Annotated in this window: 20 protein-coding genes and 1 riboswitch; of the genes, 12 read left to right on the top strand and 8 right to left on the bottom strand. The window is 71.7% G+C overall.

Going from position 1 to position 26,919, the window contains the following annotated elements:
* Nucleotides 1-397: 397 nt before the first annotated feature.
* The 4 genes from MOPEL_RS05925 to MOPEL_RS05910 form a co-directional block, all read right to left on the bottom strand.
* A complete protein-coding gene (locus tag MOPEL_RS05925) occupies nt 398-1,441 on the bottom strand; it encodes a uroporphyrinogen decarboxylase/cobalamine-independent methonine synthase family protein (RefSeq protein ID WP_009481955.1) in 1,044 nt (347 codons plus the stop codon).
* Nucleotides 1,442-1,556: 115 nt separating this feature from the next.
* Nucleotides 1,557-2,654: a tRNA 2-thiouridine(34) synthase MnmA gene (gene mnmA, locus MOPEL_RS05920; protein ID WP_009481954.1), complete on the bottom strand. Its 1,098-nt coding sequence runs from the start codon at nt 2,652-2,654 to the stop codon at nt 1,557-1,559.
* Complete coding sequence (locus MOPEL_RS05915; protein ID WP_009481953.1) at nt 2,654-3,871, bottom strand: cysteine desulfurase family protein; 1,218 nt, start codon at nt 3,869-3,871, stop codon at nt 2,654-2,656. Before MOPEL_RS05915 ends, mnmA begins: the two co-directional genes overlap by 1 nt.
* A 389-nt stretch (nt 3,872-4,260) precedes the next feature.
* Nucleotides 4,261-4,854 (bottom strand): LysE/ArgO family amino acid transporter, encoded by a 594-nt coding sequence (locus MOPEL_RS05910; RefSeq protein WP_009481952.1) that lies wholly within the window; start codon nt 4,852-4,854, stop codon nt 4,261-4,263.
* 200 nt (nt 4,855-5,054) lie between these two features.
* Between MOPEL_RS05910 and MOPEL_RS05905 the strand changes: the two genes are divergently transcribed.
* Together MOPEL_RS05905 and MOPEL_RS05900 are read left to right on the top strand one after the other, a co-directional pair.
* On the top strand, nt 5,055-5,534 hold the full coding sequence (locus tag MOPEL_RS05905) for a transporter substrate-binding domain-containing protein (protein ID WP_009481951.1): 480 nt from the start codon (nt 5,055-5,057) through the stop codon (nt 5,532-5,534).
* Nucleotides 5,531-6,496 (top strand): cation efflux transmembrane domain-containing protein, encoded by a 966-nt coding sequence (locus tag MOPEL_RS05900; RefSeq protein WP_009481950.1) that lies wholly within the window; start codon nt 5,531-5,533, stop codon nt 6,494-6,496. Before MOPEL_RS05905 ends, MOPEL_RS05900 begins: the two co-directional genes overlap by 4 nt.
* Nucleotides 6,497-6,576: 80 nt before the next feature.
* Here MOPEL_RS05900 and MOPEL_RS05895 read toward each other — a convergent pair whose 3' ends face one another.
* The 3 genes from MOPEL_RS05895 to MOPEL_RS05885 form a co-directional block, all read right to left on the bottom strand.
* Nucleotides 6,577-7,533, bottom strand: coding sequence for an electron transfer flavoprotein subunit alpha/FixB family protein (locus MOPEL_RS05895; protein ID WP_009481949.1), 957 nt, complete (start codon nt 7,531-7,533; stop codon nt 6,577-6,579).
* A gap of 29 nt (nt 7,534-7,562) precedes the next feature.
* Nucleotides 7,563-8,345 carry an electron transfer flavoprotein subunit beta/FixA family protein gene (locus MOPEL_RS05890; protein ID WP_009481948.1) on the bottom strand — a complete coding sequence of 261 codons (783 nt, stop codon included), beginning with the start codon at nt 8,343-8,345 and terminating at the stop codon, nt 7,563-7,565.
* 412 nt (nt 8,346-8,757) lie between these two features.
* Nucleotides 8,758-9,228: a hypothetical protein gene (locus MOPEL_RS05885; protein ID WP_009481947.1), complete on the bottom strand. Its 471-nt coding sequence runs from the start codon at nt 9,226-9,228 to the stop codon at nt 8,758-8,760.
* Between the two features lie 195 nt (nt 9,229-9,423).
* On the opposite strand from MOPEL_RS05885, the gene MOPEL_RS18930 reads away from it, so the two are divergent.
* From MOPEL_RS18930 to metA, 8 genes are all read left to right on the top strand, one after another.
* Nucleotides 9,424-9,951: an ATP-binding cassette domain-containing protein gene (locus tag MOPEL_RS18930; RefSeq protein ID WP_083841758.1), complete on the top strand. Its 528-nt coding sequence runs from the start codon at nt 9,424-9,426 to the stop codon at nt 9,949-9,951.
* Between the two features lie 9 nt (nt 9,952-9,960).
* Nucleotides 9,961-10,743 (top strand): hypothetical protein, encoded by a 783-nt coding sequence (locus MOPEL_RS05880; RefSeq protein WP_009481945.1) that lies wholly within the window; start codon nt 9,961-9,963, stop codon nt 10,741-10,743.
* 5 nt (nt 10,744-10,748) lie between these two features.
* Nucleotides 10,749-12,884 carry a glycogen debranching protein GlgX gene (gene glgX / locus MOPEL_RS05875; protein WP_009481944.1) on the top strand — a complete coding sequence of 712 codons (2,136 nt, stop codon included), beginning with the start codon at nt 10,749-10,751 and terminating at the stop codon, nt 12,882-12,884.
* A gap of 140 nt (nt 12,885-13,024) precedes the next feature.
* Nucleotides 13,025-15,079 (top strand): alpha-1,4-glucan--maltose-1-phosphate maltosyltransferase, encoded by a 2,055-nt coding sequence (locus tag MOPEL_RS05870; protein ID WP_009481943.1) that lies wholly within the window; start codon nt 13,025-13,027, stop codon nt 15,077-15,079.
* Nucleotides 15,076-16,770: a maltose alpha-D-glucosyltransferase gene (gene treS, locus MOPEL_RS05865; protein ID WP_009481942.1), complete on the top strand. Its 1,695-nt coding sequence runs from the start codon at nt 15,076-15,078 to the stop codon at nt 16,768-16,770. The genes MOPEL_RS05870 and treS overlap by 4 nt, the downstream gene beginning before the upstream one ends.
* Nucleotides 16,767-20,984 carry a 1,4-alpha-glucan branching protein GlgB gene (glgB, locus tag MOPEL_RS05860; RefSeq protein WP_009481941.1) on the top strand — a complete coding sequence of 1,406 codons (4,218 nt, stop codon included), beginning with the start codon at nt 16,767-16,769 and terminating at the stop codon, nt 20,982-20,984. The genes treS and glgB overlap by 4 nt, the downstream gene beginning before the upstream one ends.
* Before the next feature lie 316 nt (nt 20,985-21,300).
* A complete protein-coding gene (locus tag MOPEL_RS05855) occupies nt 21,301-22,107 on the top strand; it encodes an SGNH/GDSL hydrolase family protein (protein WP_009481940.1) in 807 nt (268 codons plus the stop codon).
* Between the two features lie 130 nt (nt 22,108-22,237).
* Nucleotides 22,238-23,209: a homoserine O-acetyltransferase MetA gene (gene metA, locus MOPEL_RS05850; RefSeq protein ID WP_009481939.1), complete on the top strand. Its 972-nt coding sequence runs from the start codon at nt 22,238-22,240 to the stop codon at nt 23,207-23,209.
* Nucleotides 23,210-23,222: 13 nt separating this feature from the next.
* Here the strand turns inward: metA and MOPEL_RS05845 are convergent, their stop codons facing one another.
* Nucleotides 23,223-24,146 carry a YncE family protein gene (locus MOPEL_RS05845; protein ID WP_009481938.1) on the bottom strand — a complete coding sequence of 308 codons (924 nt, stop codon included), beginning with the start codon at nt 24,144-24,146 and terminating at the stop codon, nt 23,223-23,225.
* A gap of 249 nt (nt 24,147-24,395) precedes the next feature.
* Between MOPEL_RS05845 and MOPEL_RS15780 the strand changes: the two genes are divergently transcribed.
* Nucleotides 24,396-24,617, top strand: a complete 222-nt coding sequence (locus MOPEL_RS15780) for a CobW C-terminal domain-containing protein (RefSeq protein ID WP_009481936.1) — start codon at nt 24,396-24,398, stop codon at nt 24,615-24,617.
* 117 nt (nt 24,618-24,734) lie between these two features.
* Nucleotides 24,735-24,846: riboswitch (TPP riboswitch) on the top strand.
* 60 nt (nt 24,847-24,906) lie between these two features.
* Entirely contained in the window at nt 24,907-26,769 is a 1,863-nt protein-coding gene (gene thiC / locus MOPEL_RS05835) for a phosphomethylpyrimidine synthase ThiC (RefSeq protein ID WP_009481935.1), read from the top strand.
* The last annotated feature ends 150 nt before the right edge of the window (nt 26,770-26,919 follow it).

Below are 26,919 nucleotides of genomic sequence, written 5' to 3'. Positions count from 1 at the left end.
CCCTATAAGTGCGTGGACTGGGATCGCCCATGATCCGTCGTCCCTCTGGATTGCCCCGTGGGCGCGCAGCGCTTCACGTCGCCGTCGCAGCGTGGAGACCGACAGACCGGTCAGGGCGGCGGCTTCGCTCAGGCCCACACGGGGCGAATCGTCGTACGTCATAAGGGCCACATTCGCACCCGGTGCAGCACCTGGAGCGGGTGACGGGCCGAGGGGTTCCACCATGACGCCCCTGACGCCTCCTCTGGAGGGGGGGTGGGTGTCACGGTGTCACAGCAGGTCAGGGGCGTAACAGGGGACGACACGGGGTGTCACACGGGCGTCGTTGTGACGCCCCCTGTGACACCCGTGACGGGGGGTCGTGTCGGGGGTGTGACCCCCCCTGTGTCACCTTCGCTCAGCAGGACTCGGCGATCCGCCAGTGGAGTTCGCGCGCCGCGTCGAGGAGCATCCGGTGAGTGTCGACCGCCTGCGGCATCGTGGCGCCCGCGAGTCCGCACGTCGGGGTGAGAACGACGTCGTCGAGGAGGTGCGTCTCGAGCCCGAGCTCCCGCCAGCGCCGGACGAGGGGGTCCACGACGAGGTGATGAGCACCCTCGCGGCCCTGGGCGCGGCGCTCGACGGCGTCGGCGAGGTCGACTCCCGCCCAGAGCGTGACACCCTCCTCGACCGTGGCGGCCACCGACTCCCACCCGCGGTCGGTGAGGAGCGCGACGTCGAGGGAGACCGCGTCGACGCCCGCACCGCGCAGGACCGGCAGCGGCGGGCGGGCGGCACAGCAGTGGGCGACCACCTCGCGCGCACCGGCGCCGCGGATCGCGTCGACGACCTCGCGGAGGACGCGGCGGACCTCCTCGGGGTCGACGGCACGGACCCGGCCGTACCCGGACGACGTGCGGAGCTCGCCGCCGAGGGCGGCGGGCAGGGAGGGCTCGTCCAGCTTGACGACCGGGGTCGCGTCGGGCAGCACCCGGCCGACGTCGGCGAGGAGGGTCCGGATGCCCTCGACGAGGGACTGGGCGACGTCACGACGCGCACCCTCGTCGCCGACGACCCGCTCGCCCCGGGAGAGTCGCAGGTGGGCGGCGAGCGTCCACGGTCCGGTGACGGACACGGTGAACGGGCCCGCGTAACCGTCGAACGCCTCGGCGAGGTCGTCGAGGTCGCGGCGGAGGAGGTGCCGTGCGCGTTCGAGGTCGCGGCCGGGCCGGTCGACGAGCCGCCACCCGGAGGGCTGCAGGTCGACGGGCATGTCGACGAGGAGCCCCGCGGCGCGGCCGATCATGTCGGCCCCGGGGCCGCGGCCGGGCAGTTCGGGAAGGTAGGGCAAGCCGAACCGGGTGCCGTCGGACTCGACCTCTCCGAGGACGTCACGCACCCAGCGCAGCGCCGTGCGCATGTCCTCCCCCGGCCAGGAGCCGATACCGGTCGCCGTGCTCACGCCTTTGCCCCCTCGTCGTCGACCTGCTGTCGGCCGTGAGGATATCCGGGCCGGGCACTGCGGCACACCGTCGGGCTCGGCCGCGGACTGCGGAAAGTCGTGGGGGCTCGGCGCGTCAGTCGCGGGCGGTGCGGGTGATCGTCGCGGAGCCGACGACGCGGGTGCCGTCGTAGAGGACGACGGATTGCCCTGCGGCAACGCCCCGTTCGCGGTGCGCGAGGCGCACGACGACCTCACCGTCCGGCGTCGCCTCCGCGGTGGCGGGGAGTTCGCGGCCGTGGGCCCGCACCTGGGCGCCGACGGGTACGAGGCCCTCGGGCGCCGGGCCGCACCAGCGGGCGTTCTCCCCGACGATGACGTCGATGCCGAGCATCTCCTCGGGACCGACGACGACCCGGTTCGTCGTGACGTCGGTGTCGACGACGTAGCGGGGCCGACCGTCGGCGGCCGGGCGTCGGAGCGCGAGGCCCTTGCGCTGACCGACGGTGTAACCGTACGCCCCCCGGTGCTCCCCGACGATCTCGCCGGAGGTGTCGACGATCTCTCCCGGCCGCTCGCCGAGACGTCCGGCGAGCCACCCGCGGGTGTCGCCGTCGGAGATGAAGCAGATGTCGTAGCTGTCGGGCTTCTTCGCCACCGCGAAGCCCCGCTCGGCGGCCTCACGACGGATCTCGGGCTTCGTCGTGTCGCCGAGGGGGAAGAACGCGGCGGCGAGTTGGCGCTCGTCCATGACGCCGAGGACGTAGGACTGATCCTTCGCCGCATCGGCGGCGCGGTGGAGCTCGCGGCGCCCGGTCGTGTTGTCGGGGTCCCCCGGGTCGACGATGCGGGCGTAGTGGCCGGTGGCGACGCCGTCGAAACCGAGGGCGAGTGTCTTGTCGGCGAGCGCGGCGAACTTGATGCGTTCGTTGCACCGCAGGCACGGGTTGGGGGTGCGCCCGGCGGCGTACTCGGCGACGAAGTCGTCGACGACGTCGCGACGGAAATCGTCGGCGAGATCCCACACGTAGAAGGGGATGCCGAGTCTGTCGGCGACGCGACGGGCGTCGGCGGCGTCCTCGAGCGTGCAACAGCCACGAGCGGATTCACGGAGCGTCGCCGCACTCGTGGAGAGTGCGAGGTGGACCCCGACGACGTCGTGACCGGCGTCGAGGAGGCGGGCGGCGGCGACGGCGGAGTCGACGCCACCGCTCATCGCGGCGACGACGCGCATCAGCGGGCCCGCCGTGCCTGCCCGGCGTGCCACGCACGCTGGGCCCGTTCGACGCACTCGCCGATGACGTCGAGGACGGCGTCGACGTCGGCGCGGATCGTCGTGTGGCCGAGCGTGAGCCGGATGGCACCGGCCGCCTCCTCCTCGGAGTGGCCGAGGGCGAGCACGACGTGGCTGGGGCGGGGCACCCCCGCGTGGCACGCCGACCCCGTCGAGCAGGCGATGCCGGCGGCGTCGAGGAGGAAGAGGAGCGAGTCCCCCTCGCACTCGGGCACGAGGACGTGCGCGTTCGTCGGGCTGCGACGGGTGGTGTCGCCGGGCTCCCACGCACCCGTGACGATCGTGCCGGGCACGCGCTCCAGGATGCCGGTGAGGATGGCGTCGCGGAGCTCGGTGAGTCGCTTACTCTCGGCGTCGCGTTCGCCGACGGCGATCCGCAGGGCGGTGGCGAGGCCGGCGACGAGGTGAATGGGCAGGGTGCCGCTGCGGATGCGGCGCTCCTGGCCGCCGCCGTAGGAGACGGCCTCGACGGGGGCGTCACGGCGGGCGAGGAGGACCCCGATGCCGGGCGGCCCGCCGAGCTTGTGCCCGGTGACGCTCATGAGGTCGACGCCGGAGGTGCCGAAGTCGAGCGGGACGTGCCCCGCGGCCTGGACGGCGTCGGTGTGGAACGGGATGCCGTACTCGTGGGCGGGCGCGGCGAGGGCCGGGATGTCCTGCACGACGCCGATCTCATTGTTCACCCACATGAGGCTGACGAGGGCGACCGTGTCGGGGCCCCCGCCCGCGGTGAGGGCCGCGGCCAGGTGGTCGGGGGTGACGAGGCCGTCGGGCCCGCACTCGATCCACGTGACCTCGGCGCCCTCGTGGTCGACGAGGTACTGCACCGAGTCGAGGACGGCGGAGTGCTCGAGGACGCCGACGAGGACGCGGGTGCGCGCCGGATCATCCCGGTGACGACGGCGGAACGTGCCGATGACGGCGATGTTGTCGGACTCGGTGCCCCCGGAGGTGAGGACGACCTCCGACGGCGTGGCGCCGAGGGCGTCGGCGATGGTCTCGCGATGCTCCTCGAGGCGGGTGCGTGCGGCACGCCCCGGGCCGTGGAGCGAGGAGGGGTTGCCGAGGCGCCCCAGCTCGTCGGTCATGGCCGCGACGGCCTCGGGCCGTACGGCGGTGGTGGCCCCGTGATCGAGGTAGATGGTTGCGCGCGTCACGGGGGCGATTCTACGAGTCGGGACCGACAGCCCTTCTGCACCGCGGGCTCACCCCCCTCGTGGAGCCGCCCGATCGCGGTCGCCGGCGCCGTCGATGCCCCTGCGAGCGACCGTGCCCGGCCGACGGAACCGCAGGTGAGCGAAGTTGCGCAAAGAAGATCGACGAATTCGTGGTCCGATCGTGCGGCCCCACCCCCAAATAGAGTATTTATCGACTACCGCACCGGCCGGCACGGCCCCGGTGCGCCACGATCCACTGGGCCCCGACGATGACCCCCGACTCCGTCGGGGCTCAGTGCTGTCACACCCGTGTCCCCGTCGCGAAGACGTCCACGTGCCTCGCCCCGACCCGAGGTCGGACCGAACGGAGCAGGACCCGCCGGAAGCCGTCAGCCGCGGACGAGCAGGACGGCGACTGTGAGCATGGTGAGACCGACGATCACGTCGAGGGCCTGCCACGTGCGGGGGTGGGAGAGCAGCGGCGCGAGTGCCCTCGCCCCGAGTCCGAGGCTCGTGAACCACGCGATGCTCGCCGTCATCGCCCCGGATGCGAACACCCACCGCCCTTGCGGGCCGTGCTGATTCGCGACCGAGCCGAGCAGGAGGACGGTGTCGAGATACACGTGCGGGTTGAGCCACGTGAGGGCGATGGCGGTCGTCGCGACCGATCCGGCGCCGCGGGGTTCGGCGGCCTCCAGGGCCCCGGCGTGGCGGGCCGACCACAGGCTGCGGAGCCCGAACCACACGAGGTAGGCCGCACCCGCCCACCGGAGGGCATCGAGGACGAGGGGGTGCAGCCCGCTGACGCCCCCGATCCCGGCGACGCCCACGGCGATGAGGACGACGTCACTGGATGAGCAGATCGCGATGACGACGCCGACGTGCTCCCGGCGCAGCCCCTGCCGGAGCACGTACGCGTTCTGGGCACCGATGGCGACGATGAGCGCTGCGCCGGTGAGGAATCCGAGGAGGGCGGTGGACACGGGGGCGACGGTAACGCCTCACACCATCCGACGACTCCCGCGTCCGGGCGTGTGCGGGTGAGGACGTGACGCTCCGCCGGGCGACCGGCCTCTCGGCGCATGCCCGGACCGCCGGGGTGCGCCTCCTTCTTCGCCGTGGTAGGAGTCGGTCGATCCGGTCCGAGCAGCGGGCCGGGCGTCCTCTGCCCACAGGTGAACTCATGCATCGTCCTCTCGCCCTCGCGCTCGCGACCGTCGCCCTCACGACGGTCGGCGGGTGCGGGGTCGCCGTCCCGGCGGACCCCGACGGCACCCTCGACCGCGTCCGGTCCGATCGGGTCCTCCGCGTCGGGGTGGCCCCCAATGCCCCGTTCACCGTCGTCACCGACCCCGCCACGCCACCGGGCGGGTCGGAGGTCGACCTCCTCTCGGGGTTCGCCCGACGTCTGGGCGCGCGCCTCGAGTTCGTCGTCGGCGGGGAGTCCCGCCTCGTCGGCGGTCTCGAGGACGGCACCCTCGACGTCGTGGTCGGCGGCCTCCTCGACGACTCCCCGTGGGAGAAGCGGGCCGCCCTCACCCGGCCCTACGCCGAGACGACCGGCCCGGACGACACGACCCGCGCACACGTCATGGCCGTCCCGCTCGGGGAGAACGCGATGCTGACCGAGTTGGAGACCTATCTCGACGAGGTGGGGCGATGACCGGCGACCGGAGCACCTTGGGTGACATGACGCTGCCCGCCGCGCAGCAGGAAAGCAGGCGGAAGGCGGTTCGGCTCCAGATCGCCGGGCTCGTCTACCTGTCCTCGTGCGTCCTCGCCGTCGCGCTCGTCATGGGCTCGTCCCAGGCGATGAAGGCCGCGTGGATCGAGGACCTCCTCTCGCTCGTCCCGCCGATCGCGTTCCTCGTCGCGATCCGAGCGACCCGCAGGCCGCCGACGGAGGACCACCCGTACGCGTTCCACCGCGCCGTCGGCTCGGGGCATCTCGCCGCCGCCGTCGCGTTGCTCGCGATGGGGGTGTTCATGGTCGTCGACTCCGCCTCCGGCCTCCTCGGCGGTGAGCATCCACCGATCGGCACCCTCGATCTCGCCGGCCACACGGTGTGGGCGGGATGGCCGATGATCGCCGTCATGGTCTACACGGGCATCGGCCCCGTGATCCTCGGCCGACTCAAGATGCCCCTGTCGGAGGACCTCCACGACAAGGTGCTTCACGCGGACGCCGACATGAACAAGGCCGACTGGATGACGGCGGTCGGCGCGATCCTCGGCATCCTCGGCATCGGCGTGGGGTGGTGGTGGGCCGACGGCGTCGCGGCGCTCGCGATCTCGGCGAGCGTCCTCCACGACGGGGTCACCCAGGTGCGCAACGCGACCCGCGGCCTCATGGACGCCCGCGCCCGCCGGTTCGACGACTCCGAACCGCATCCGCTCGTATGGCAGGTGACGGACCTCGCCCGCCGATGCCCGTGGGTCGTCGAGGCCGGAGTGCGGATGCGCGACCAGGGCCATGTGTTCCACACCGAGGTGTTCGTCGTCCCGCAGGACGGGGCCGTCTCCGTCGACGCGATCGCACGCCTGCGCGAGGAGATCATGTCGTTGGACTGGAAGCTGCACGACGTCGTCGTCGCCCCCGTCGACTCCGTCCCGGACGTCCTCTGACTCCCCCGCCCCGGGGACGACAGACGCCGACGCCCCCCGTCCCGGCCGGGACGGGGGGCGTCGGCGTCGTGAGGTGTGGCTCAGCCCCTGGCGGCCTTGACGGCCTCGGTGGCCTGGGGCAGAACCGTGAAGAGATCGCCGACGACGCCGAAGTCGACGAGTTCGAAGATCGGCGCCTCCTCGTCCTTGTTGACGGCGACGATCGTCTTCGAGGTCTGCATGCCGGCGCGGTGCTGGATGGCGCCGGAGATGCCGCAGGCGACGTAGAGCTGCGGGGAGACCTGCTTACCGGTCTGGCCCACCTGGCTCGTGTGCGGGTACCAGCCCGCGTCGACGGCGGCGCGGGAGGCGCCGACGGCCGCACCGAGGGTGTCGGCGAACGTCTCGACGGGGCTGAAGTCACCGGCGGTACCGCGACCACCGGAGACGACGATGGCGGCCTCGGTGAGCTCAGGACGACCGCTCGTCTGCTTCTCGCGACGCTCCGTGATGCGGGCGGCCCTGGCACCCTCGGAGATCTGGACGTCGACGACCTCGTCGGCCGCGGCGCCCTGCGCCTGCTCGGGGGAGCACGAGTTGGGCTTGACGGTGATGATCGGCGTACCGGTCGTCACCGTGGCCTCGACGGTCCAGCCGCCGGCGAACACCGACTGCGTCGTCTCGACACCCTCGCCACCGGCGCGCACGTCGACGGCGTCGGTGATGAGACCCGAGTTGAGCTTGATGGAGAGCCGCGCGGCGATCTCCTTGCCGTGCGGGCTGCTGGAGACGAGGATCGCGGCCGGGGAGGCCTTCTCGGCGAGCTGCGCGAGGACCTCGGCGACGGGGGCGACGAGGTAGTCGCTCACGTCGCCGGACTCCACGCGGTACACCTTCTCCGCGCCGTAGGACGCGAGGTACTCCTTGGCGGAGTCGAAACCGTCGCCGACGAACACCGCGGAGGGCTCACCGATGCGGCGGGCGAGCGTGAGCAGCTCGGCGGTCGTCTTGCGGACGTCTCCGTCGACGTGGTCGACCAGGACGAGAACTTCGGACATGTCTTGTCTCCTTCTACCGGTCGAGCTGCTCAGACGAACTTCTGCATGGTGAGGAACTGGGCGAGCACGGCGCCGCCGTTGCCGTCGTCCGTCACGATGAGGCCCTGCTGACGGGGCGGACGCTCGGCCGTCGCGAGCACCTTGGTCCAGGCGTTGTCGAGGCCGACCTGGGAGGCGTCGACGCCGAGGTCGCCGAGCGACCACGTCTCGACCGGCTTCTTCTTGGCCGCCATGATCCCCTTGAAGGAGGGGTAGCGGGGCTCGTTGATCTGGTCGGTGACCGAGACGACGGCCGGCAGCGAGCTGCTGATGATCTCGGTGGCGACGTCGCCGTCACGGCGGATCGTCACGGCGTCTCCCTCGATGGTGACCTCGGAGGCGAACGTGACCTGCGGGAGACCGAGACGTTCGGCGAGCATCGCGGGGACGACGGACATCGCACCGTCGGTGGAGGCGAGGCCGGTGAGGACGAGGTCGACCTGACCGCACTTCTTGATGGCCTCGGCGAGGACGAGGGACGTGGCCGCGGCGTCGGACCCGGCGAGGGCGTCGTCGCAGATGTGGATGCCCTTGTCGGCGCCCATCTGCAGGGCCTTCTTGACGGCGTCGGCCGCAGCGGCCGGACCCATCGTGACGACGGTGACCTCGGCGTCGCCGGCCTCCTTGATCTTGAGAGCCTCCTCGACGGGGTACTCGTCGAGCTCGGACAGCAGGCCGTCGACGCTGGTGCGGTCGACCGTGTTGTCGGAGTCCTCGAACGTGCGGTCACCTTGCGCGTCGGGCACGTGCTTGACGCAGACGACGATGTTCATGTGGCGCCCTCTCCTTCGGGTGGTGCTGGCTTCGGTGGCGCGTGGCCGCGCCTGCTCCCCCACGGCAGGTCACGGCGCCGGATGGCGCCCACGGGACCCGCAGGACGTCGAGGGAACTCCGAGCCGACTCTACGGAACGGCGCCCGGCTCCCCAAGACCGAGGCGGCGTGGCGGTTGCCACATGTGGGATCCGCCCCCGAGATCCGGCCCTCCATGCCGGGGACGCGCTCGACCCGGGGTCGTGTGCGGGACATGGGGGCGACGCGGACCGCGTCGGCGGGATCGGCGGGCCTCGGCGCCGTGGGGGGCCGGGGACGCCGACGGGGCCGGTCCGCGGGTGCGGACCGGCCCCGTCGTGAGGCTCCTCGGGTGTCGCGACCGGCGACGCCGCGTGAGGACGGAGAGTCGGGTGTCAGGCCTGCTCGGGCGGCATCTCGTCGCCGAAGACGTCCTGGCCGAGCATCATCTGGTGCCAGAACTGCACGGCGGTGAGGACGAGCTGCGTGCTGATCTGGAGGAGGCTGCGGACGTCGGCGCCGGGGCCGGCGATGTGCTCGGCGGTGACGACGAGCGTGCCGTTGTTGATGCCCACCTTGACGATGTTGAGGCGCAGCGAGAGGTCGTTGGCGTTGCGCAGGCGCAGCATCTCGTCGGTGGGGAGGTCCTCGCCGATCTGCCACTGGCCGAAGACGCGCATGACGGGCACCTCGCCCTCGGCGCAGTGCACGAAGAGCTGCTGACCCTCGACCTTGAAGCTGACGTCGCCGTCGCCGTCGATGTCGGGGCGGAAGCCGTCGTCCTGCAGGGCGTCGAGCACCTGGCCGCGCAGGGGCGCGTCACCGGCGGGCGGAGGGAAGTTGGGCAGAGAAGTCGGGTCGGTCATGACTCAACCGTAGCGAGAATCCGCGCCGACGCCGACCCACGCCGTCAAAACGAGGGCATCCGGAGCCAACGAGTCGCGTACTCGCGTGACTCACGTCGCAGGACCCGACGGTCGCCATTCAGCTCTTGGGCGAGAAGAAGAACACATCTGGCACATGCCTCGGCCGCCCACGAGATCGCCGCGGAACGTGAACGTATGACACACACACGCCGCCCCGCCCGCACGCTGGTGACCGTCGATTACGGCGACGCCACACCGCTGGCCCATGTCACCTGTGATCTCGGCCCACGACCTGTCGCGGTCACCGGGCCGAGCGGCTCGGGCACGTCGACGTCGTTGCGCGTCCTCGCGGGCGAACAGGTACCCGATCGAGGCACGGTGACGCTCGACGGTGAGTCGGTGAAGCGTCGGGGGTGTCGCCGGATCTCCGCATCGCGACGGTCCATCAGGGTCACCGCCTCATCCCCTTCCTCGGTGTGGGCGACGACCTCCGTTTCGCCGCAGTGTTCCTCCTCCCACCGACCCTCCTCGTCGTCGTCCCCCGGTGGCACGCCGAGCGCTGAGGTACACCCGACGGAGGGGTACGACACACGAGCTGGTGGAGATCCCGGCGTCACGGGCAGACCGGGGTGTCGGCGAGCTGTCGCAGCGGCGGCGTTCGTCGCGGGCACAGGCATCCTTGGCTGGGTGGCGACCGCGACGGGCGGAGGGGACGCCACCTAGCGCGCCGGGATGCACGCCGCGATCCTGGTCGCCGGCGCCCTGGCCCTCGGCGTCGTCCCCGCCGAACGCGTCGCCGCACCTCGAGCGACTGCACTCGTCGTCCGCCGCGTGGCGGACTCGGGGCGCGCCTTGTTCGTCGTGGGCGCGATCCTCGCCTCGGGCGCCTCTCTGATCTCCTCGGTCGGGACGTCGACCGCGGCGGGCATCGCACAACGGCGTCTCGGGGGATCCCAGCCGGTGGGGTCGATGCTCCTTCGTGACGTCCCCGCGCACGAGGCGACCTCGCTGAGGACTCTCCTGCACCACGTCGGCCTGTTCGTGAACACCACCGGACCGGCACCCTACGTCGCTCGACCGACCACGTGCGGGGGGACCGTCGCCGAATGCGCCCAGCAGGGCGTCCCGTTCGGAGACGTCGCGCTCGACCCGACATCGACGGGAGACGAGGTGTGGGCCAGACCCGCCCTCCTCCACGACGGCGTCCTCACCATCGGCGCGGAGAACCCTCGCACCGGCGCCGACCACGTCGTCCTCACCACCGCGGCCCGACCCCGTCTCGGCGAGTCGCTCCCCGGCCTGCTCGTCCCTCCCGAGGTGCCCATCGCGTGCCGTCTCGACCTCTCGGCGGCCGGGACCACCTCGGCTCTCATCACCGGCAGGGTCGGGCCGCTCCTGCCCTGGGCCGCGGCACTCCTCGCCCTCGTCGCCCGCTTACCGCACCCGCACGCACCCGCACGACAGACCCTTCGGCGCCGCGCGGCATCGCCCCCCTCGAACGCCCCCGTACCCTGAGCCCCATGCGTCCTCACCTCGACGTCGCCCCTCCGCTCGGTGCCACGCCCGACGAGGACGGAACGACGTTCGCCCTGTTCGCTGCCCACGCCGAGGCCGTCGAGCTGTGCCTGTTCGACACCGGCGACGCCGACGGCACGAGCGAGTGGCGGGTGCCGATGACCGACCGGGTGCATCACGTGTGGTCGGTGCACGTGCCGGGGGTCGGGCCGGGGCAGCGGTACGGGTTCCGCGTGCACGGCCCGTGGCGCCCCGAGGCGGGCCTGCGCCACAACCCGGCAAAGCTGCTGCTCGACCCCTACGGCCGTGCGGTCGACGGGCGGCCCCGGTGGAGCCCCGAGCTGTTCGGCCACGAGGTCGACGCGGAGTTCACGGGAAGCCCCGAGGTGCGTGACGACCGTGACAGCGCGGGCGTCACCGCCCGATCCGTCGTGATCTCCCCCGACACGCCGCGTCCGCGGCCGGTGACGCGGGTGTCCTGGACCGACACCGTGATCTACGAGGCGCACGTGCGGGGGGCGACGGTGCGCCACCCCGGCATCCCCGAGGAGCTGCGCGGCACCTACGCGGGCCTCGCGCACCCCGCGTTCGTCGCGCACCTGCGCGACCTCGGCGTGACGACGCTGGAACTCATGCCCGTCCACGCGTTCATGGACGAACGCCACCTCGCCCAGCGCGGCATGCGCAACTACTGGGGGTACAACACCCTCTCCTTCTTCGCGCCGCACCCCGACTACGCCGTCGCGGACGACCCACAGGGTGCCGTCGCCGAGTTCCGCACGATGGTCGACACGCTCCACGCGAACGGCATCGAGATACTCCTCGACGTCGTCTACAACCACACGTGCGAGCAGGGCGACGACGGCCCGACGGTGTGCTGGCGCGGCATCGACGCCTCCTCGTACTACCGCATGGACGGGTGGGGACGCGGCGTCGACGTCACCGGCTGCGGCAACACCCTCGACCTGCGGGATCCGTACGTGTGCGGCATGGTGCTCGACTCGCTGCGGTACTGGGCGGGCGAGTGCGGCGTCGACGGGTTCCGGTACGACCTCGGCGTGGCCCTCGCCCGCGGCCCGGCCGACGACTACAACCCCGACCACCCGTTCTTCGTCGCGCTGCGCACCGACCCGCTGCTGCGCGGGCTCAAGCACGTCGCCGAACCGTGGGACGTGGGGATGCACGGGTGGCGCACCGGTCAGTTCCCGCCGCCGTTCGCCGAGTGGAACGACCGGTTCCGCGACACGGTGCGCACGTTCTGGCTCTCGGACGTCGCGACCTCCTCGGCCAACGGTCACGGCGTCCGCGAACTCGCGACGCGCCTCTCGGGCAGCCAGGACCTCTTCGACGCGGGCGACCGCGGCCCCTCGGCCTCGGTGAACTACGTCGCCTCCCACGACGGCTACGCCCTCGCCGACACGACCGCCTACGAGCGCAAGCACAACGAGCCCAACGGGGAGCACAACCGCGACGGCCACGGCGACAACCGCGCGTGGAACCACGGCGTCGAGGGGCTCACCGACGACCCCGAGGTGCTCGCGCGGCGACGCCGCTCGGTGCGCAACCTCCTCGCCACGACGATCCTCTCCACCGGCACCCCCATGCTGTGCGCGGGCGACGAGTTCGGCCGCACCCAGCGCGGCAACAACAACGCCTACTGCCAGGACAACGACACGAGCTGGCTCGACTGGGAGCACGGCCCCTCCCAGCGCGGGCTGCTCGCGACGACGCGGTTCCTCCTCGGGTTGCGGCGGCAGCACCGGGCGTTCCGGCAGCACTCGTTCTTCACCCCGACGCCGCGGTGGGGCGACGACGCGATGGATGTGCTCTGGTACGGCCGCTACGGCGAGGAGATGACCGCCGCCTCCTGGGAGGACCCCCGCTGCCGCGTCCTGCAGATGCTCCTCGTCGGCGACGACATCGACGCCGCCTCGCTCCTGCTCGTGTTCCAGGGCAAGGCGGACGAGGAGGAGGTCCGTCTCCCGCCCCTCCCCGGCGAGGGGCGCGGCTACACCCTCCTATGGGACAGCACATGGGAGCACCCGGAACCGCCCGCGGGCGAGACGACCCGCCACTCCCCCGGCGACACGGTCCGCCTCGCCGCCTCCTCGATGTGGGTGCTCCTCGCCGACCGGCGGTGAGGGGCCCGGGCGTCCGGGCGGTCCTCGGGGCCGGGTCGGGACGCGTCGTGGCCCGCCCCCAGGCCCACGAGGTCCCGCCGATCCGTCCACACCTCACGCCCGGTCTGCACGAACCACACTCCACCCGATAGCGTCGACCTGTGAGAACCCACGCCTCGATTCCCACCTCCCCCGTCCTCGACCTCGCGGGCCAGCGGCCGCTCGGCCGCATCCCCGTGATGAACGTGCGGCCCGTCGTCGACTGCGGCGCCTACCCCACCGCGGCCGTCACCGGGGAGGACGTCGTCGTCTCCGCAGAGGTGTTCCGCGAGGGACACGACGCGGTCAACGCCTCCGTCGTCCTCACCGACCCCGACGGCACCGAGTGCCTCGTGCCGATGACCTGCGTCAACCCGGGCCTCAGCCTGTGGGAGGCGACGATCCGCGCCGATCGCACCGGCATGTGGCGCTTCCGCGTCGAGGGCTGGTCCGACCCCTACGCGACGTGGGAGCACGACGCGACGGTCAAGATCGAGGCCGGCGTCGACGTCGAGGTCATGCTCGAGGAGGGCGCCCGGACGATCGAGCGGGCCCTCGCCGAGGTCGACCGCTCCGACGACGCCCGCACGCTCCTCGGCCGCGCGATCGAGGGCCTGCGCGACACCTCCCGCACCGCCGAGGAGCGTCTCGCCGCCGGCACCGCGAGCGACGTCGAGCACGAACTCGTCTCCACCCCGCTGCGCGAATGGGTCTCCCCCAGCGAAGACCACCGTCTGCTCGTCGAGCGTGAGCGCGCCCTCTACGGCGCCTGGTACGAGTTCTTCCCCCGGTCCGAGGGGTGCCACCTCGACGAGTCGACGGGCAAGTGGGTCACCGGCACGCTGCGCACGGCCGCCGAGCGCCTCCCCGCCGTCGCCGACATGGGCTTCGACGTCATCTATCTCACGCCGATTCACCCGATCGGCACGATCAACCGCAAGGGCCCGAACAACACCCTGGACGCCGGCCCCGACGACCCCGGCAGCCCGTACGCCATCGGCTCCGCCGACGGCGGCCACGACGCCATCGAGCCGAGCCTCGGCACGTTCGAGGACTTCGACGCGTTCGTCGCCCGCGCCCACGAGCTCGGCATGGAGGTCGCCCTCGACCTCGCGCTCCAGTGCGCCCCCGACCACCCCTGGGTCGCCGAGCACCCCGAGTGGTTCACCACCCGCGTCGACGGCACCATCGCCTACGCCGAGAACCCGCCCAAGAAGTACCAGGACATCTACCCCCTGAACTTCGACAACGACCCCGCGGGCATCTACGCTGAGGTCCGCCGCGTCGTGCAGGTGTGGATCGACCACGGCGTCAAGATCTTCCGCGTCGACAACCCCCACACCAAGCCGGTCCAGTTCTGGCAGTGGCTCATCGCCGACGTCGCCAAGGACCACCCCGACGTCATCTGGCTCGCCGAGGCGTTCACCAGGCCCGCGATGATGGCGACGCTCGCCAAGGTCGGGTTCCAGCAGAGCTACACCTACTTCACGTGGCGCAACGAGAAGGAGGAGCTCGTCGAGTACATGGAGGAGCTCTCCGGCCCCGCCGCCGCGTACATGCGTCCCAACTTCTGGCCGACGACGCACGACATCCTCACGCCGTTCATGCAGTTCGGCGGCCCGACCGGCTGGAAGCTGCGCGCCGCCCTCGCCGCCACGCTCGTCCCCGCCTACGGCATCTACACCGGGTACGAACTCATGGAGTCCGTGCCGCGCCCCGGCGTCGAGGAGCAGATCGACAACGAGAAGTACCAGTTCAAGAACCGCGAGTGGGAGCGTTACGCCCCAGGCGGCGACCGCGAGGGCCAGCTCTGGATGGCCGACTGGCTGCGGATGCTCAACACCATCCGTCGCGACCACTTCGCGCTCCACCAGTTGCGCAACTTCCACGCCCACCGCGCCGACGACGACGCGACGATGTGCTTCTCCAAGCGCCGCGTCATGGGCAGCCGCGAGGACACGGTGATCGTCGTCGCCAACCTCGACCCCCACACCACCCGCGAGACGTGGGTCCATCTCGACATGGACGCCCTCGGCCTCGAGGAGCACGAGCGGTTCCTCGTCACCGACCTCGTCACCGGGTCCACCTGGGAGTGGGGCGAGGACGCCTACGTGCGCCTCGGCGTCGACGGTGAGCCCGTGCACATCCTTCACGTGCAGAGGCAGGGCGCCCGATGACGACCAACCTCACCGGCAGCGGCCAGGGCATCGGGTACGACCCCGAATGGTTCCGTACCGCCGTCTTCTACGAGGCGCTCGTGCGCGCCTTCGCCGACTCCAACGGGTCCGGCAGCGGCGACTTCTCCGGCCTCATCGGCAAGCTCGACTATCTCCAGTGGCTGGGGATCGACTGCCTGTGGATCCCGCCGTTCTACGCCTCGCCACTGCGCGACGGCGGGTACGACATCAGCGACTACACCGCCGTCCTGCCCGAGTTCGGCACGCTGCCGCAGTTCTCCGAACTCATCACGCAGGCCCACGCGCGGGGGATCCGCATCCTCATCGACTTCCCCATCAACCACACGAGCGACCAGCACCCCTGGTTCCAGGCGTCCCGCAGCGACCCCGACGGGCCCTACGGCGACTTCTACGTGTGGAGCGACGACGACACCAAGTACGGCGACGCGCGCATCATCTTCGTCGACACCGAGGTGTCCAACTGGACCTTCGACCCCGTGCGTCGGCAGTTCTTCTGGCACCGGTTCTTCAGCCACCAGCCCGACCTCAACTTCGAGAACCCCAAGGTGCGCGAGGCCGTCCTCGACGTCATCCGGTTCTGGATGGATCTCGGCGTCGACGGTGCACGCCTCGACGCGATCCCCTACCTCTTCGAAGAGGAGGGGCACAACGGCGAGAACCACACCAAGACGCACGAGTACGTCGCCGAGATCCGCAAGATGGTCGACGAGGAGTTCCCCGGGCGCATCCTCCTGGCCGAGGCCAACCAGATGCCGCACGAGGTCGTCGACTACTTCGGCACCCCCGAGAAGCCGGAATGCCACATGTGCTTCCACTTCCCCGTGATGCCGCGACTGTTCCGCTCCGTGCGCGAGGAGAAGGCGACGCCGATCATCGACGTCCTCGCCGAGACCCCCGAGATCCCGCCGGGCACCCAGTGGGGCACGTTCCTCCGCAACCACGACGAGCTCACCCTCGAGATGGTCACACCCGAGGAACGCAGCGCGATGTACGCCTGGTACGCCCCGGACTCGCGGATGCGCGCCAACGTCGGCATCCGCCGCCGCCTCGCGCCCCTGCTCGACAACTCCCGCGCCGAGATCGAACTCATGCACGCGATGCTCCTGTCGCTGCCCGGCTCGCCCTACCTCTACTACGGCGACGAGATCGGCATGGGCGAGAACATCTGGCTCGACGACCGCGACGCCGTGCGCACCCCGATGCAGTGGACCCCCGACCGCAACGCCGGGTTCTCCACCGCCGACCCCGGCAAGCTCTACCTGCCGGTGATCCAGTCGCTCGTCTACCACCACAACAACGTCAACGTCGAGGCGCAGATGGCGCACTCGAGTTCGCTGTTGCACTGGGTGCGGGCGATGCTTCACATCCGCAAGCAGCATCCCGTGTTCGGGCTCGGCACGTTCGAGGTCGTTCCCGCGGACAACGAGGCCGTGCTCGCGTTCGTCCGCGAGACCACCGACCGTGGCGAGGGATGCGAGGCGGTGCTCTGCGTGAACAACGTGTCCTCCCGCCCGCAGGCGACGCGGCTGCAGCTGCCCGAACGGTTCGCCGGTGCGGCCCTCAAGGACCTGTTCGGTGGCTCCGGGTTCCCGCACGCCGGTGACGACGGCTGGGTGACCCTCACCCTCGGATCCCGGGACTTCTTCTGGCTCGCCCTGGAGGTGGCATGATGGCGAAGCTCCACGACGCGGCACTCTTCCCGTCCAAGCTCGAACTGCTCGAGGCCTGGCTGCCGTTCCAGCGGTGGTTCCGCGGCACGCACACCCCGCAGCTACGGCGCCTCGGCGGGTACCGCCTCGACGACCCGGCCGGTGAGGTCGGCGTCGAGACGCTCGTCGTCGCCGACGACTCCGGCGACCGCCCCATCGTCTACCAGGTGCCGGTGACCTACCGGTCCGAGCCGCTCGTCGGCGGTGAGCGCGCCCTCGTCGGCACGATGGAGCACAGCGTCCTCGGCACGCGGTACGTCTACGACGCCCCCCACGACCCCGTGTACGCCACCCTCCTCCTCGGCATCCTCACCGGCGCCGAGCAGGCGCAGCACGCCTCCGAGTCGCACACCCCCGACCCGAGCGTCACGGGCCGTCCCCTCGACCCGGCCGACACCCGCACGGTGACGGACTCCCGCGTCCTCGCCGGGGAGCAGTCGAACACGTCGATCATCTTGGACACCCGTGCGGGCGACGGCTCCGAGAAGCCCGTCATCTGCAAGGTGTTCCGGGTCCTCCAGCACGGCGAGAACCCCGACGTCGAACTGCAGACGGCCCTCGCCCGGGCCGGGAACACCGACGTCGCTGCGCCGCTCGGCTCCGTCGAGGGCACGTGGCGCGACCCCGAGGTCGAGGGCGCCGCCGCGCGCGGCCCGTTCGCGTTCGCGAGCGAGTTCCTTCCCGGTACCGCCGACGCGTGGCGCGTCGCCCTCGACGCGGCCCGTCGCGGCGAGGACTTCACCGAGCGCGCCCACGCCCTCGGCGCCGCGACGGCCGCCATCCACGTCGCGCTCGCCGACGTGCTCCCCACCCGCCCTGCGGACGAGAAGGACCGCCGGGCGCTCGAACGGAGCTTCGGCACGCGCGCCCGCACGGCCCTCGAGGAGGCACCCCACCTCCGCGACCTCGCACCGACGATCGAACAGGTCGAGTCGGCCGGGCTCACCGGCCCGTGGCCCGACCTCCAGCGCGTCCACGGCGACTACCACCTCGGCCAGGTCCTCGACGTCCCCGGCCGCGGCTGGGTCGTCCTCGACTTCGAGGGCGAGCCGCTGCGCCCGATGGACGAGCGACTCGCCCCCGACCTCGCCCTCCGCGACGTCGCCGGCATGCTCCGCAGCTTCGACTACGTCGCGGGCACCCTCGCTCAGGAGGCGAAGGACGCGGGCCGGCCCCCGGCGACGGGCGAGGCCACCGACGGCGACCGCGAGACCGTCGTCGACCCGGCGGCCGCACGTGCCTGGGCCGACGCCGCCCGCGAGGCCTTCCTCGACGGTTACGCCGCCCATGGACCCGACCCGCGCGACCCCTCCCGGGAGCCGCTCCTGCGCGCCCTCGAACTCGACAAGGCGCTCTACGAGGTCACCTACGAGGCCCGCAACCGCTCGAGCTGGGTCGACATCCCCGCCGCCGCGGTGACGACGCTGTGCGAGAACGCGGCGTCCGCCGGGTCCCCCGACCCGGTGGGTCCCACCAACGACGCCCCCCAGCACGAGAACGACCAGACCGACACCACGACAGCCCGAAGGAGCGTGACGCAGGTGTCCGACCCCACCCACCCCGCGCCGACCGACCCGACCCCGGCGACCCCCGCCGCGACCACCCCGGATGCGACGCCCGCCCCCCTCTCCTCCGAGGAACCCGGCGCCTCGACCACCCCCGCCTCCCCCGACGCCGCGCCCGGCGCGACCGGGACGGGCTGGCCGCAGGAGGACACCCCTGCGTCCACCACCGCGAGCACCGAGCCGACGACGCAGGACGCCACGGTCACGGCCACCACGGACCTCGAGCCCGAGCCCGAGCCGCAGGCGGTCATCCGCGAGGCCAAGCACGTCCACCTCGCCGAACTCGACCTCCTCGTGCGCGGCGGCCACGGCGACCCGCACGGCGTCCTCGGCGCGCACGCCCACGGCGGCGGCACGACGATCCGCGCCCTGCGTCCCCTCGCCGAGACCGTCGTCGTCGAACTTCCCGGCGGCAAGCGCGTCGACATGACGCACGAGCACGAGGGCATCTGGCTCGCCCACGTCGACGGCCGCGTAGACGACTACCGCCTTGTCGTCACCTACCCCGGTGGGGAGGAGCTGCGTCAGGACGACCCGTACCGCTTCTGGCCCACGCTCGGCGACATCGATCTCCACCTCATCGGTGAGGGCCGCCACGAGGAACTGTGGAAGGTCCTCGGCTCGCACGTCCGCAGCTACCCGGGCGGTGACCTCGGCGAGGTCCACGGCACGTCGTTCGCCGTGTGGGCTCCCAACGCCCGCGCGGTCCGCGTCATCGGCGAGTTCAACGGCTGGAACGGTCAGGCCCACCCGATGCGTGCCCTCGGCAGCACCGGCGTGTGGGAGCTGTTCGTCCCCGGCGTCGGCGAGAACACGACGTACAAGTACGAGATCCTCGGCCGCGACGGCTACTGGCGCGCCAAGGCCGACCCGCTGGCCCGCGCGACGGAGTGCCCGCCCGCGACCGCGTCCGTCGTCAACGAGTCGCACCACGACTGGAACGACGGCGAGTGGATGCGCGAGCGCGCCCGCCACACCGACGCCCACAACCGCCCGATGAGCACCTACGAGGTGCACCTCGGCTCGTGGCGTCCGGGCCTGAGCTACGTCGAGCTCGCCGACCAGCTCGTCGAGTACGTCTCCGACCTCGGGTTCACCCACGTCGAGCTCCTGCCCGTCGCGGAGCACCCGTACGGACCCAGCTGGGGCTACCAGGTCACCGGCTACTACGCGCCCACGTCGCGGTTCGGCTCCCCCGACGAGTTCCGTCACCTCGTGGACCGCCTCCACCAGGCCGGCATCGGCGTCATCCTCGACTGGGTGCCCGCCCACTTCCCCAAGGACGGGTTCGCCCTCGGCCGCTTCGACGGCGAGCCGCTCTACGAGCACCCGGACCCACGCCGTGGCGAGCACAAGGACTGGGGCACCTACATCTTCGATTTCGGTCGCCCGCAGGTGCGCAACTTCCTCGTCGCCAACGCGTGCTACTGGATCGAGGAGTTCCACATCGACGGTCTGCGTGTCGACGCCGTCGCGTCGATGCTCTACCTCGACTACTCCCGTGAGGACGGCGAGTGGGCCCCCAACCAGTTCGGTGGTCGGGAGAACCTCGAGGCCGTCGAGCTCATCCAGGAGACGAACGCGACCGTGTACCGCCGCAACCCCGGCGCCGTGACGATCGCCGAGGAGTCGACGAGCTGGGCGGGCGTCACCAAGCCGACCTACATGGGCGGTCTCGGGTTCGGCCTCAAGTGGAACATGGGGTGGATGCACGACACGCTCGGCTACGTCGAGCTCGCGCCCATCTATCGCCAGTACCACCACCACCAGATCACGTTCTCGATGGTGTACGCGTACAGCGAGAACTTCGTCCTGCCGATCAGCCACGACGAGGTCGTCCACGGCAAGGGCTCGATGCTCCGCAAGATGCCCGGCGACCGGTGGGAGCAGCTCGCGAACCTCCGCGCCTACTACGCGTTCATGTGGAGCCACCCCGGCAAGCAGCTCCTCTTCATGGGCAGCGAGTTCGCCCAGGAGAGCGAGTGGGCCGACTCCCGCGGTCTCGACTGGTGGCTCCTCGACCACGCGCCCCACCAGGGCGTGCAGGCGCTCATCCGCGACCTCAACGGTCTCTACGCCTCCCGCCCGGCGCTGTGGCAGCTCGACAACGACTTCGAGGGCTTCTCCTGGATCGACGCCAACGACGCGAGCGGCAACACGTACAGCTTCCTGCGGTTCGGCAAGCCCGACGAGCGCGGTGACCGGCCCGTCGTCGCCGCCGTCGTCAACTACAGCGGCATGGAGCACCACCAGTACCGCATCGGTCTGCCGCGGCCCGGCGTGTGGCGCGAGATCCTCAACACCGACGCCGAGGTGTACGGCGGCGCCGGGCTCGGCAACCTCGGCGAGATCGTCGCCGAGGACGTGCCGTGGCACGGTCAGCCGTACTCGGCGCTCGTGACGATGCAGAAGCTCTCGGCGGTGTGGTTCGAGCCCGTCGCCGACGGCAGCGGTGAGTCCTCCCAGGCGCAGACGCCCGGCGTCCCGCGTCCGGAGCTCAGCCGCACGCCGGTCGTCGAGGAGGAGGTCGTGCGCGGCAAGCTCTCCGAGGCGGAGCTGCGCGCGGCCCCCGCCCACGACCGTCACACGAGCGGCGAGGGTCACAGCTGACCGGATGACATGACGTGCACGGCCGGCCCGCGACCGGCGTGACGAGCACGAGAGAAGGGGCGGGCGCCTGCTACGGCGCCCGCCCCTTCTCAACCCCTGAGTTCGTGTCCTGAGCTCCCCTGAAGGCCTCCCGCTGAGTCGTGTCCCCTGATGCCCCGTTCCTTGCGACACCCCCTTATCGACAGGTCTGACGTCCATGTGTGACGTCCGACCGACTCTTTTCCGGCGTCTCCTCCGCGCCTCCTCGGAGACCCCCCGGACCTCCCACAGACCCCCGGAGAGGCGTCCGCAGTGCCGCTGCGTACCGTGGGGACACGTGACCGACAGAATTTGGGAACGCTACGTGGCCGTGGGTGATTCGTTCACCGAAGGACTCATGGACCCCTCCCCCCACGATCCGGACGTCTACGTCGGATGGGCCGATCGGCTCGCCGCCCACCTCGCGGCACACCACGCCGAGCGGGGCGCGGCGTTCGGGTACGCCAACCTCGCGATCCGCGGCCGGCTCGTCGCCGACGCCGCCGGTCCCCAGCTCGACGCGGCCCTCGATCTCACGCCCGACCTCGTGAGCTTCTCCGCGGGCGGCAACGACTGCCTCCGTCCGAAGGTCGACATCGACGACATCACCGCCCAGGTCGAGAGCGCCGTCGCGCGCATCCGGGACACCGGCGCGGACGTCCTCCTCGTCACCGCCCCCAACGTGCGGGAGGCGCCGATCGTCCACCGCCTCAACTCCCGCGTCGCGGAGTTCACCGCGAACCTCTGGGGCATCGCCACCCGGCACGACTGCTACGTGCTCGACATGTGGAACCTCACTCCGCTCCGGGACTCCCGCATGTGGGCCGAGGACCGCATCCACTTCTCCCCCGAGGGCCACGCCCGCATCGCGGCGGAGGCGGCCTACGTCCTCGGCACGAGCGACGACGCCGAGGCCGTGACGTGGCGTGAGCCGCTGCCCGCCGCCCCGCCCCTCACCCGGTGGGAGACGATCGCCGCCGACCGGGAATGGGCCCGCACGCATCTACGTCCGTGGATCGTCCGCCGTATCCGGGGGCGGAGCTCCGGTGACGGACGCACCCCCAAGCGCCCGGCCGTCGAGCCGTTCCCGCTCGAGGAGTCCTGACGGGGAGGGCGGACCATCCGCCCGGCGCGTCCCGACAGATGGCACCAGCCATCCGCATCCCGGACGCCGCGCACTATCCTCGTCGGACCCGCAGACGCCCATCGTCCACCGTCGACCCGGGAGACACGCCGTGCCCGTCAACATCCCCCGTTCCCTGCCCGCCCGGCGAACCCTGACGGACGAGAACGTCTTCGTCATGTCGACGGAGCGGGCCGACCACCAGGACGTCCGGCCGCTCTCCATCGCGATCCTCAACCTCATGCCGACGAAGATCGCGACGGAGACCCAGCTGCTCCGCCTCCTCGGCAACACGCCCATCCAGGTCGAGATCACGCTCCTCGCGATGCGGTCCTACACCTCCCGCAACACCGCGCCGGAGCACCTCGACGCGTTCTACCGGTCGTTCGACGACGTCCGCGACGAAAAGTTCGACGGGCTCGTCATCACCGGCGCACCCGTCGAGCTCATGGCGTTCGAGGACGTCGCCTACTGGCCCGAGATGTGCGAGATCCTCGACTGGAGCCGCACGAACGTCCACTCGACGATGCACGTGTGCTGGGGCGCGCAGGCGGGCCTCTACCGGCACTACGGCATCGACAAGCACGCCCTCGACGCGAAGATGTTCGGTGTCTTCGAGCACGAGGTGCACGTGCCGACGGCCCGCATCGTCAGCGGGTTCGACGACACGTTCTTCGCGCCGCATTCGCGCCACACGGGCACGGACGTCGCCGACGTCGAGGCCCACCCCGATCTCGAGGTCGTCGCGACGTCGACGGAGGCGGGTCTCTACCTCGCGCAGAGCCGCGACGGCCGCCAGGTGTTCGTCACCGGCCACCCCGAGTACGACCGCGACACGCTCGCCGGCGAGTACGAACGCGACGTCGAGCGCGGCCTGCGCGTCGACGTGCCCGCCGGGTACTACCCCGACGACGACCCGACGCAGCGCCCCCGCCACGGGTGGCGCTCCCACGCTTTCCTGCTCTACGCCAACTGGGTCAACTACGGCGTCTACCAGGGCACCCCGTACGACCTGGACCTCATCGGCGTCGACGGCGCCGGGTCCGCCCCGGCAGGGACGGACCCGACCTCCCCCGACGACTGACCCGCGCGGGCCCTCAGCGGCGCGAGGTGCCGGTCGGCGCCGTGCCGTGGGACGCCCCGCCGTCGTGAGCGTCGCCGTGCTCGTGCGCACCCTCCGTGTCGTGGTCGTGGGCGTCGCCGTGCTCGTGGGCGTGGTCGTGGGCGTGGCCGTGGCCGTGCGTGTCACCGTGCCCGGCACCTTCGGGCTTCGCCGCGGCGGACTCCTGCGGCCTGCCCGTCGTCACGGCGATCTCCACGGGCGTCGCGGGGAGGCCGTACCGGGCGACGACGGTGCGGGAGGGCACGTCGACGACGGTCACGGAGCGCTTCTCCGCGTCGGTGACGTAGGCGCGGTCACCCGCGACCTTCACGGCCGGGCCGGGCTCCTGCCAGTCGTCCTTCTCCTTCCACGGTGAGATGACGGGGATCGACGCGGTGACCTCTCCCTTCTCGACGTCGATGACCCGCAGGCGGCCGTCGTAGGTGAGGACGAGCCCCTCCCCCCGCGGCCCCCGCGCGAGGGACCGGAACCAGTACGCGGACCCGAGGTCGACGAGCTTCGCGGTGGCGGTGCGCGTGTCGACGAGCGAGACCCGCGTCGGCCGCTCGACGGGCTCGGCGTCCTTGTCGACCTTGTGGTCGCCGAGGACGATCGGCGAGCGGTCGTGCCCCGCGAGATTGCCCGTGCGTGCATAGGACCCCTTGACGGGCACCTTGTGGAACGTGCCGTCGCGGAAGACGACCGGGCCGTTCTCGCAGCCCATGACGACGACGTCGCCCCGCGCGGTGGGCGCGGCCGTCGCCTCGCCGTGGCTGCCGGGGCAGTTCGAGGTCTGAGCGAGGACCTTCGATCCGCGCCGCACCTGCACGACGGACCGGGACTCCTCCGTGCCCTGCGTCGTGAACAACGACCCCGGCCCGCCCCCACCGGACAGCTCTCGTTCGGGGACCTCGTGCACGAGCTCGCCGCGGAGGGCGAGGCCTTCCCCCAGGCCGGCGCCGAGGCATCACATGGCGAGGCGCACGCACATGCGCATGCGCATGCGCGCGGCGAGGAGTGCGCGGCGGGGCACTGCTCCCACCCGCACCATGCGTGGACGTCCGTGAGCGTCGACTCGCCGCTGCCGACGTCGCCGCGCGCGCTCGTCGCGTTCCTCGAGACCCGTGCGGCGGGGGTCCACCGCGTCAAGGGGCGCACGTGAGTCGACGTGCCCGGCGGGCGGCGCGGGTACGTCGTCCAGGCCGTCGGGGGCTGGCTCGCGTTCGAGCCCGCGTCGTGGTGCGGGGACGAGGAGCCGGTCACGCAGCTCGTCGCGATCGGCACGGGCATGGACGACGCCGCCGTCGAGGCCGCCCTCCGCGGATGCCTCGACGAGCCCGGCAGCATCCCCGCCGACCACCTCCACGCCCTCACCCGCTACCTGCGCTGACCTCGACGCGTCCGCCGGGCGAGCGACGACCTCTCGAGGGCCGAGATCCGCGAGCCCGGGACCTGGGCGGGCCCCGCCGAGACGGCCCGCGCGCGAGGGCTCTTGGACTAGGGTGGGCGGACCGACCACGGGTGTCTGCGGCAGCAGGCTGAGATGGGACTGACGCCGTCCCGGACCGTCACACCTGATCCGGGTCATGCCGGCGGAGGGATCGTCGTCGGCCGCGCCCGCAGGGTGTCGCCCACCTCGCCTCGCCCGCCGGAGTCCCGGCCGAGCGGAAGCGAGAGTCATGACCACCACCGAGAACCGCCCCACCTCCACACCTGCGTCCACGCCCCAGCCCACGCCCATGCCCGGCGCCGACGTCCCGGTGCAGGCCGAGCACCTGACCGCCCTGCACTCCTCGCACACCCGGGTGGAGCGCGAGGTGACCGGACCGAACGGCGAGGCGCTGCGCGTCCCGGTCTCGCGGGTGGGGCTGACGAACGGCGAGACGTTCGACCGGTACACGACGTCAGGCCCGGGGTCGGACCCCGAGGTGGGCCTGCCGCCGCTGCGCGCGGAGTGGATCGCGGCGCGCGGCGACGCCGAGACGTACGAGGGCCGCGAGCGCAACCTGCTCGACGACGGTCGCTCGGCGGTGCGTCGCGGTGAGGCGTCGCGGGCGTGGCGCGGCGAGCGTCGGGCCCCGCTGCGCGCCAAGGACGGTACCCGCGTGACGCAGATGCACTACGCGCGTCGCGGCGAGGTGACTCCCGAGATGGCGTACGTCGCCGCGCGCGAGGGCCTGCCGGTCGAGAAGGTCCGCGAGGCGGTGGCGAGCGGCCGTGCGATCATCCCGGCCAACGTCAACCACCCCGAGGCGGAGCCGATGATCATCGGCCGCGACTTCCTCGTCAAGGTCAACGCGAACATCGGCAACTCGGCCGTGACGAGTTCGATCGCCGAGGAGGTCGACAAGCTCACGTGGGCCGTCACGTGGGGCGCCGACACGGTCATGGACCTGTCGACCGGCGACGACATCCACACGACGCGTGAGTGGATCATCCGCAACTCCCCCGTGCCGATCGGCACCGTCCCGATCTACCAGGCGCTCGAGAAGGTCGACGGCAAAGCCGAGGAGCTCACCTGGGATGTCTTTCGCGACACCGTCATCGAACAGTGCGAGCAGGGCGTCGACTACATGACCATCCACGCGGGCGTGCTGCTGCGGTACGTGCCGATGACGGCGAACCGCGTGACGGGCATCGTCAGCCGCGGCGGATCGATCATGGCCGGCTGGATGCTCGCGCACCACCGGGAGAGCTTCCTGTACGAGCACTACGACGAGCTGTGCGAGATCTTCGCGAAGTACGACGTGGCGTTCTCCCTGGGCGACGGCCTGCGGCCCGGCTCGACGGCGGACGCGAACGACGAGGCCCAGCTCGCCGAGCTGCGCACCCTGGCCGAGCTCACGGAGCGCGCGTGGGAGTACGACGTGCAGGTGATGGTCGAGGGGCCGGGTCACGTGCCGCTGAACCTCGTGCCCGAGAACGTGCAGATGCAGCAGGACTGGTGCCACGGCGCGCCGTTCTACACGCTCGGGCCGCTGGTCACCGACATCGCGCCGGGGTACGACCACATCACGTCGGCCATCGGCGCGGCGACGATCGCGATGCACGGCACGGCGATGCTCTGCTACGTCACGCCGAAGGAGCACCTGGGCCTGCCGAACCGTGACGACGTGAAGACCGGCGTCGTCACGTACAAGCTGAGCGCCCACGCCGCGGACATCGCGAAGGGCCATCCGGGCGCGCGGGCGTGGGACGACGCGATGAGCAAGGCCCGGTTCGAGTTCCGGTGGCACGACCAGTTCGCGCTCTCCCTCGACCCGCAACTCGCGCAGGAGTACCACGACGAGACCCTGCCCGCCGAGCCCGCCAAGACGGCCCACTTCTGCTCGATGTGCGGCCCGAAGTTCTGCTCCATGCGCATCAGCGCGGACATCCGCGAGAAGTACAGCGCCGCCCGAGGTGACGACGCCGGAGTCGCCGCCGCCGAGGCCGACGAGGCCCTCGCCGAGGCCGGCATGGCCGCCAAGTCCAAGGAGTTCGTCGAACTCGGCGCCAGCGTCTACCTCACGCCCGAGAAGGCCGGAGCCGCGAAGGGCTGACCCACCCGACGCACGCATGGGCCCGCACCGGGATGGCCGGTGCGGGCCTGTCGCGGGGGCCGCCAGCGGGCCACAGGGCGGCGCGGAGCAGGGGCGTGACCATGCATGCTTTGTTCACTTAAGCGTCACCTGCTCATGTCGGCCGACCTA

Source organism: Mobilicoccus pelagius NBRC 104925, from assembly GCF_000247995.1.
In the GTDB taxonomy this organism is placed as follows: domain Bacteria; phylum Actinomycetota; class Actinomycetes; order Actinomycetales; family Dermatophilaceae; genus Mobilicoccus; species Mobilicoccus pelagius.
Note: the sequence above shows the minus strand (reverse complement) of the source record. Positions and strands in the feature narration are given on the sequence as shown.

Bases quoted from the DNA above. Each gene is read 5' to 3' on its own strand.
- mnmA (WP_009481954.1), bottom strand. From the start codon at position 2,654: ATGCGCGTCGTCGCCGCGATGAGCGGTGGCGTCGACTCCGCCGTCGCC.
- MOPEL_RS05905 (WP_009481951.1), top strand. From the start codon at position 5,055: ATGCATCGTCCTCTCGCCCTCGCGCTCGCGACCGTCGCCCTCACGACG.
- MOPEL_RS05900 (WP_009481950.1), top strand. From the start codon at position 5,531: ATGACCGGCGACCGGAGCACCTTGGGTGACATGACGCTGCCCGCCGCG.
- MOPEL_RS05895 (WP_009481949.1), bottom strand. From the start codon at position 7,533: ATGTCCGAAGTTCTCGTCCTGGTCGACCACGTCGACGGAGACGTCCGC.
- MOPEL_RS05890 (WP_009481948.1), bottom strand. From the start codon at position 8,345: ATGAACATCGTCGTCTGCGTCAAGCACGTGCCCGACGCGCAAGGTGAC.
- MOPEL_RS05885 (WP_009481947.1), bottom strand. From the start codon at position 9,228: ATGACCGACCCGACTTCTCTGCCCAACTTCCCTCCGCCCGCCGGTGAC.
- MOPEL_RS18930 (WP_083841758.1), top strand. From the start codon at position 9,424: ATGACACACACACGCCGCCCCGCCCGCACGCTGGTGACCGTCGATTAC.
- MOPEL_RS05880 (WP_009481945.1), top strand. From the start codon at position 9,961: ATGCACGCCGCGATCCTGGTCGCCGGCGCCCTGGCCCTCGGCGTCGTC.
- glgX (WP_009481944.1), top strand. From the start codon at position 10,749: ATGCGTCCTCACCTCGACGTCGCCCCTCCGCTCGGTGCCACGCCCGAC.
- treS (WP_009481942.1), top strand. From the start codon at position 15,076: ATGACGACCAACCTCACCGGCAGCGGCCAGGGCATCGGGTACGACCCC.
- glgB (WP_009481941.1), top strand. From the start codon at position 16,767: ATGATGGCGAAGCTCCACGACGCGGCACTCTTCCCGTCCAAGCTCGAA.
- thiC (WP_009481935.1), top strand. From the start codon at position 24,907: ATGACCACCACCGAGAACCGCCCCACCTCCACACCTGCGTCCACGCCC.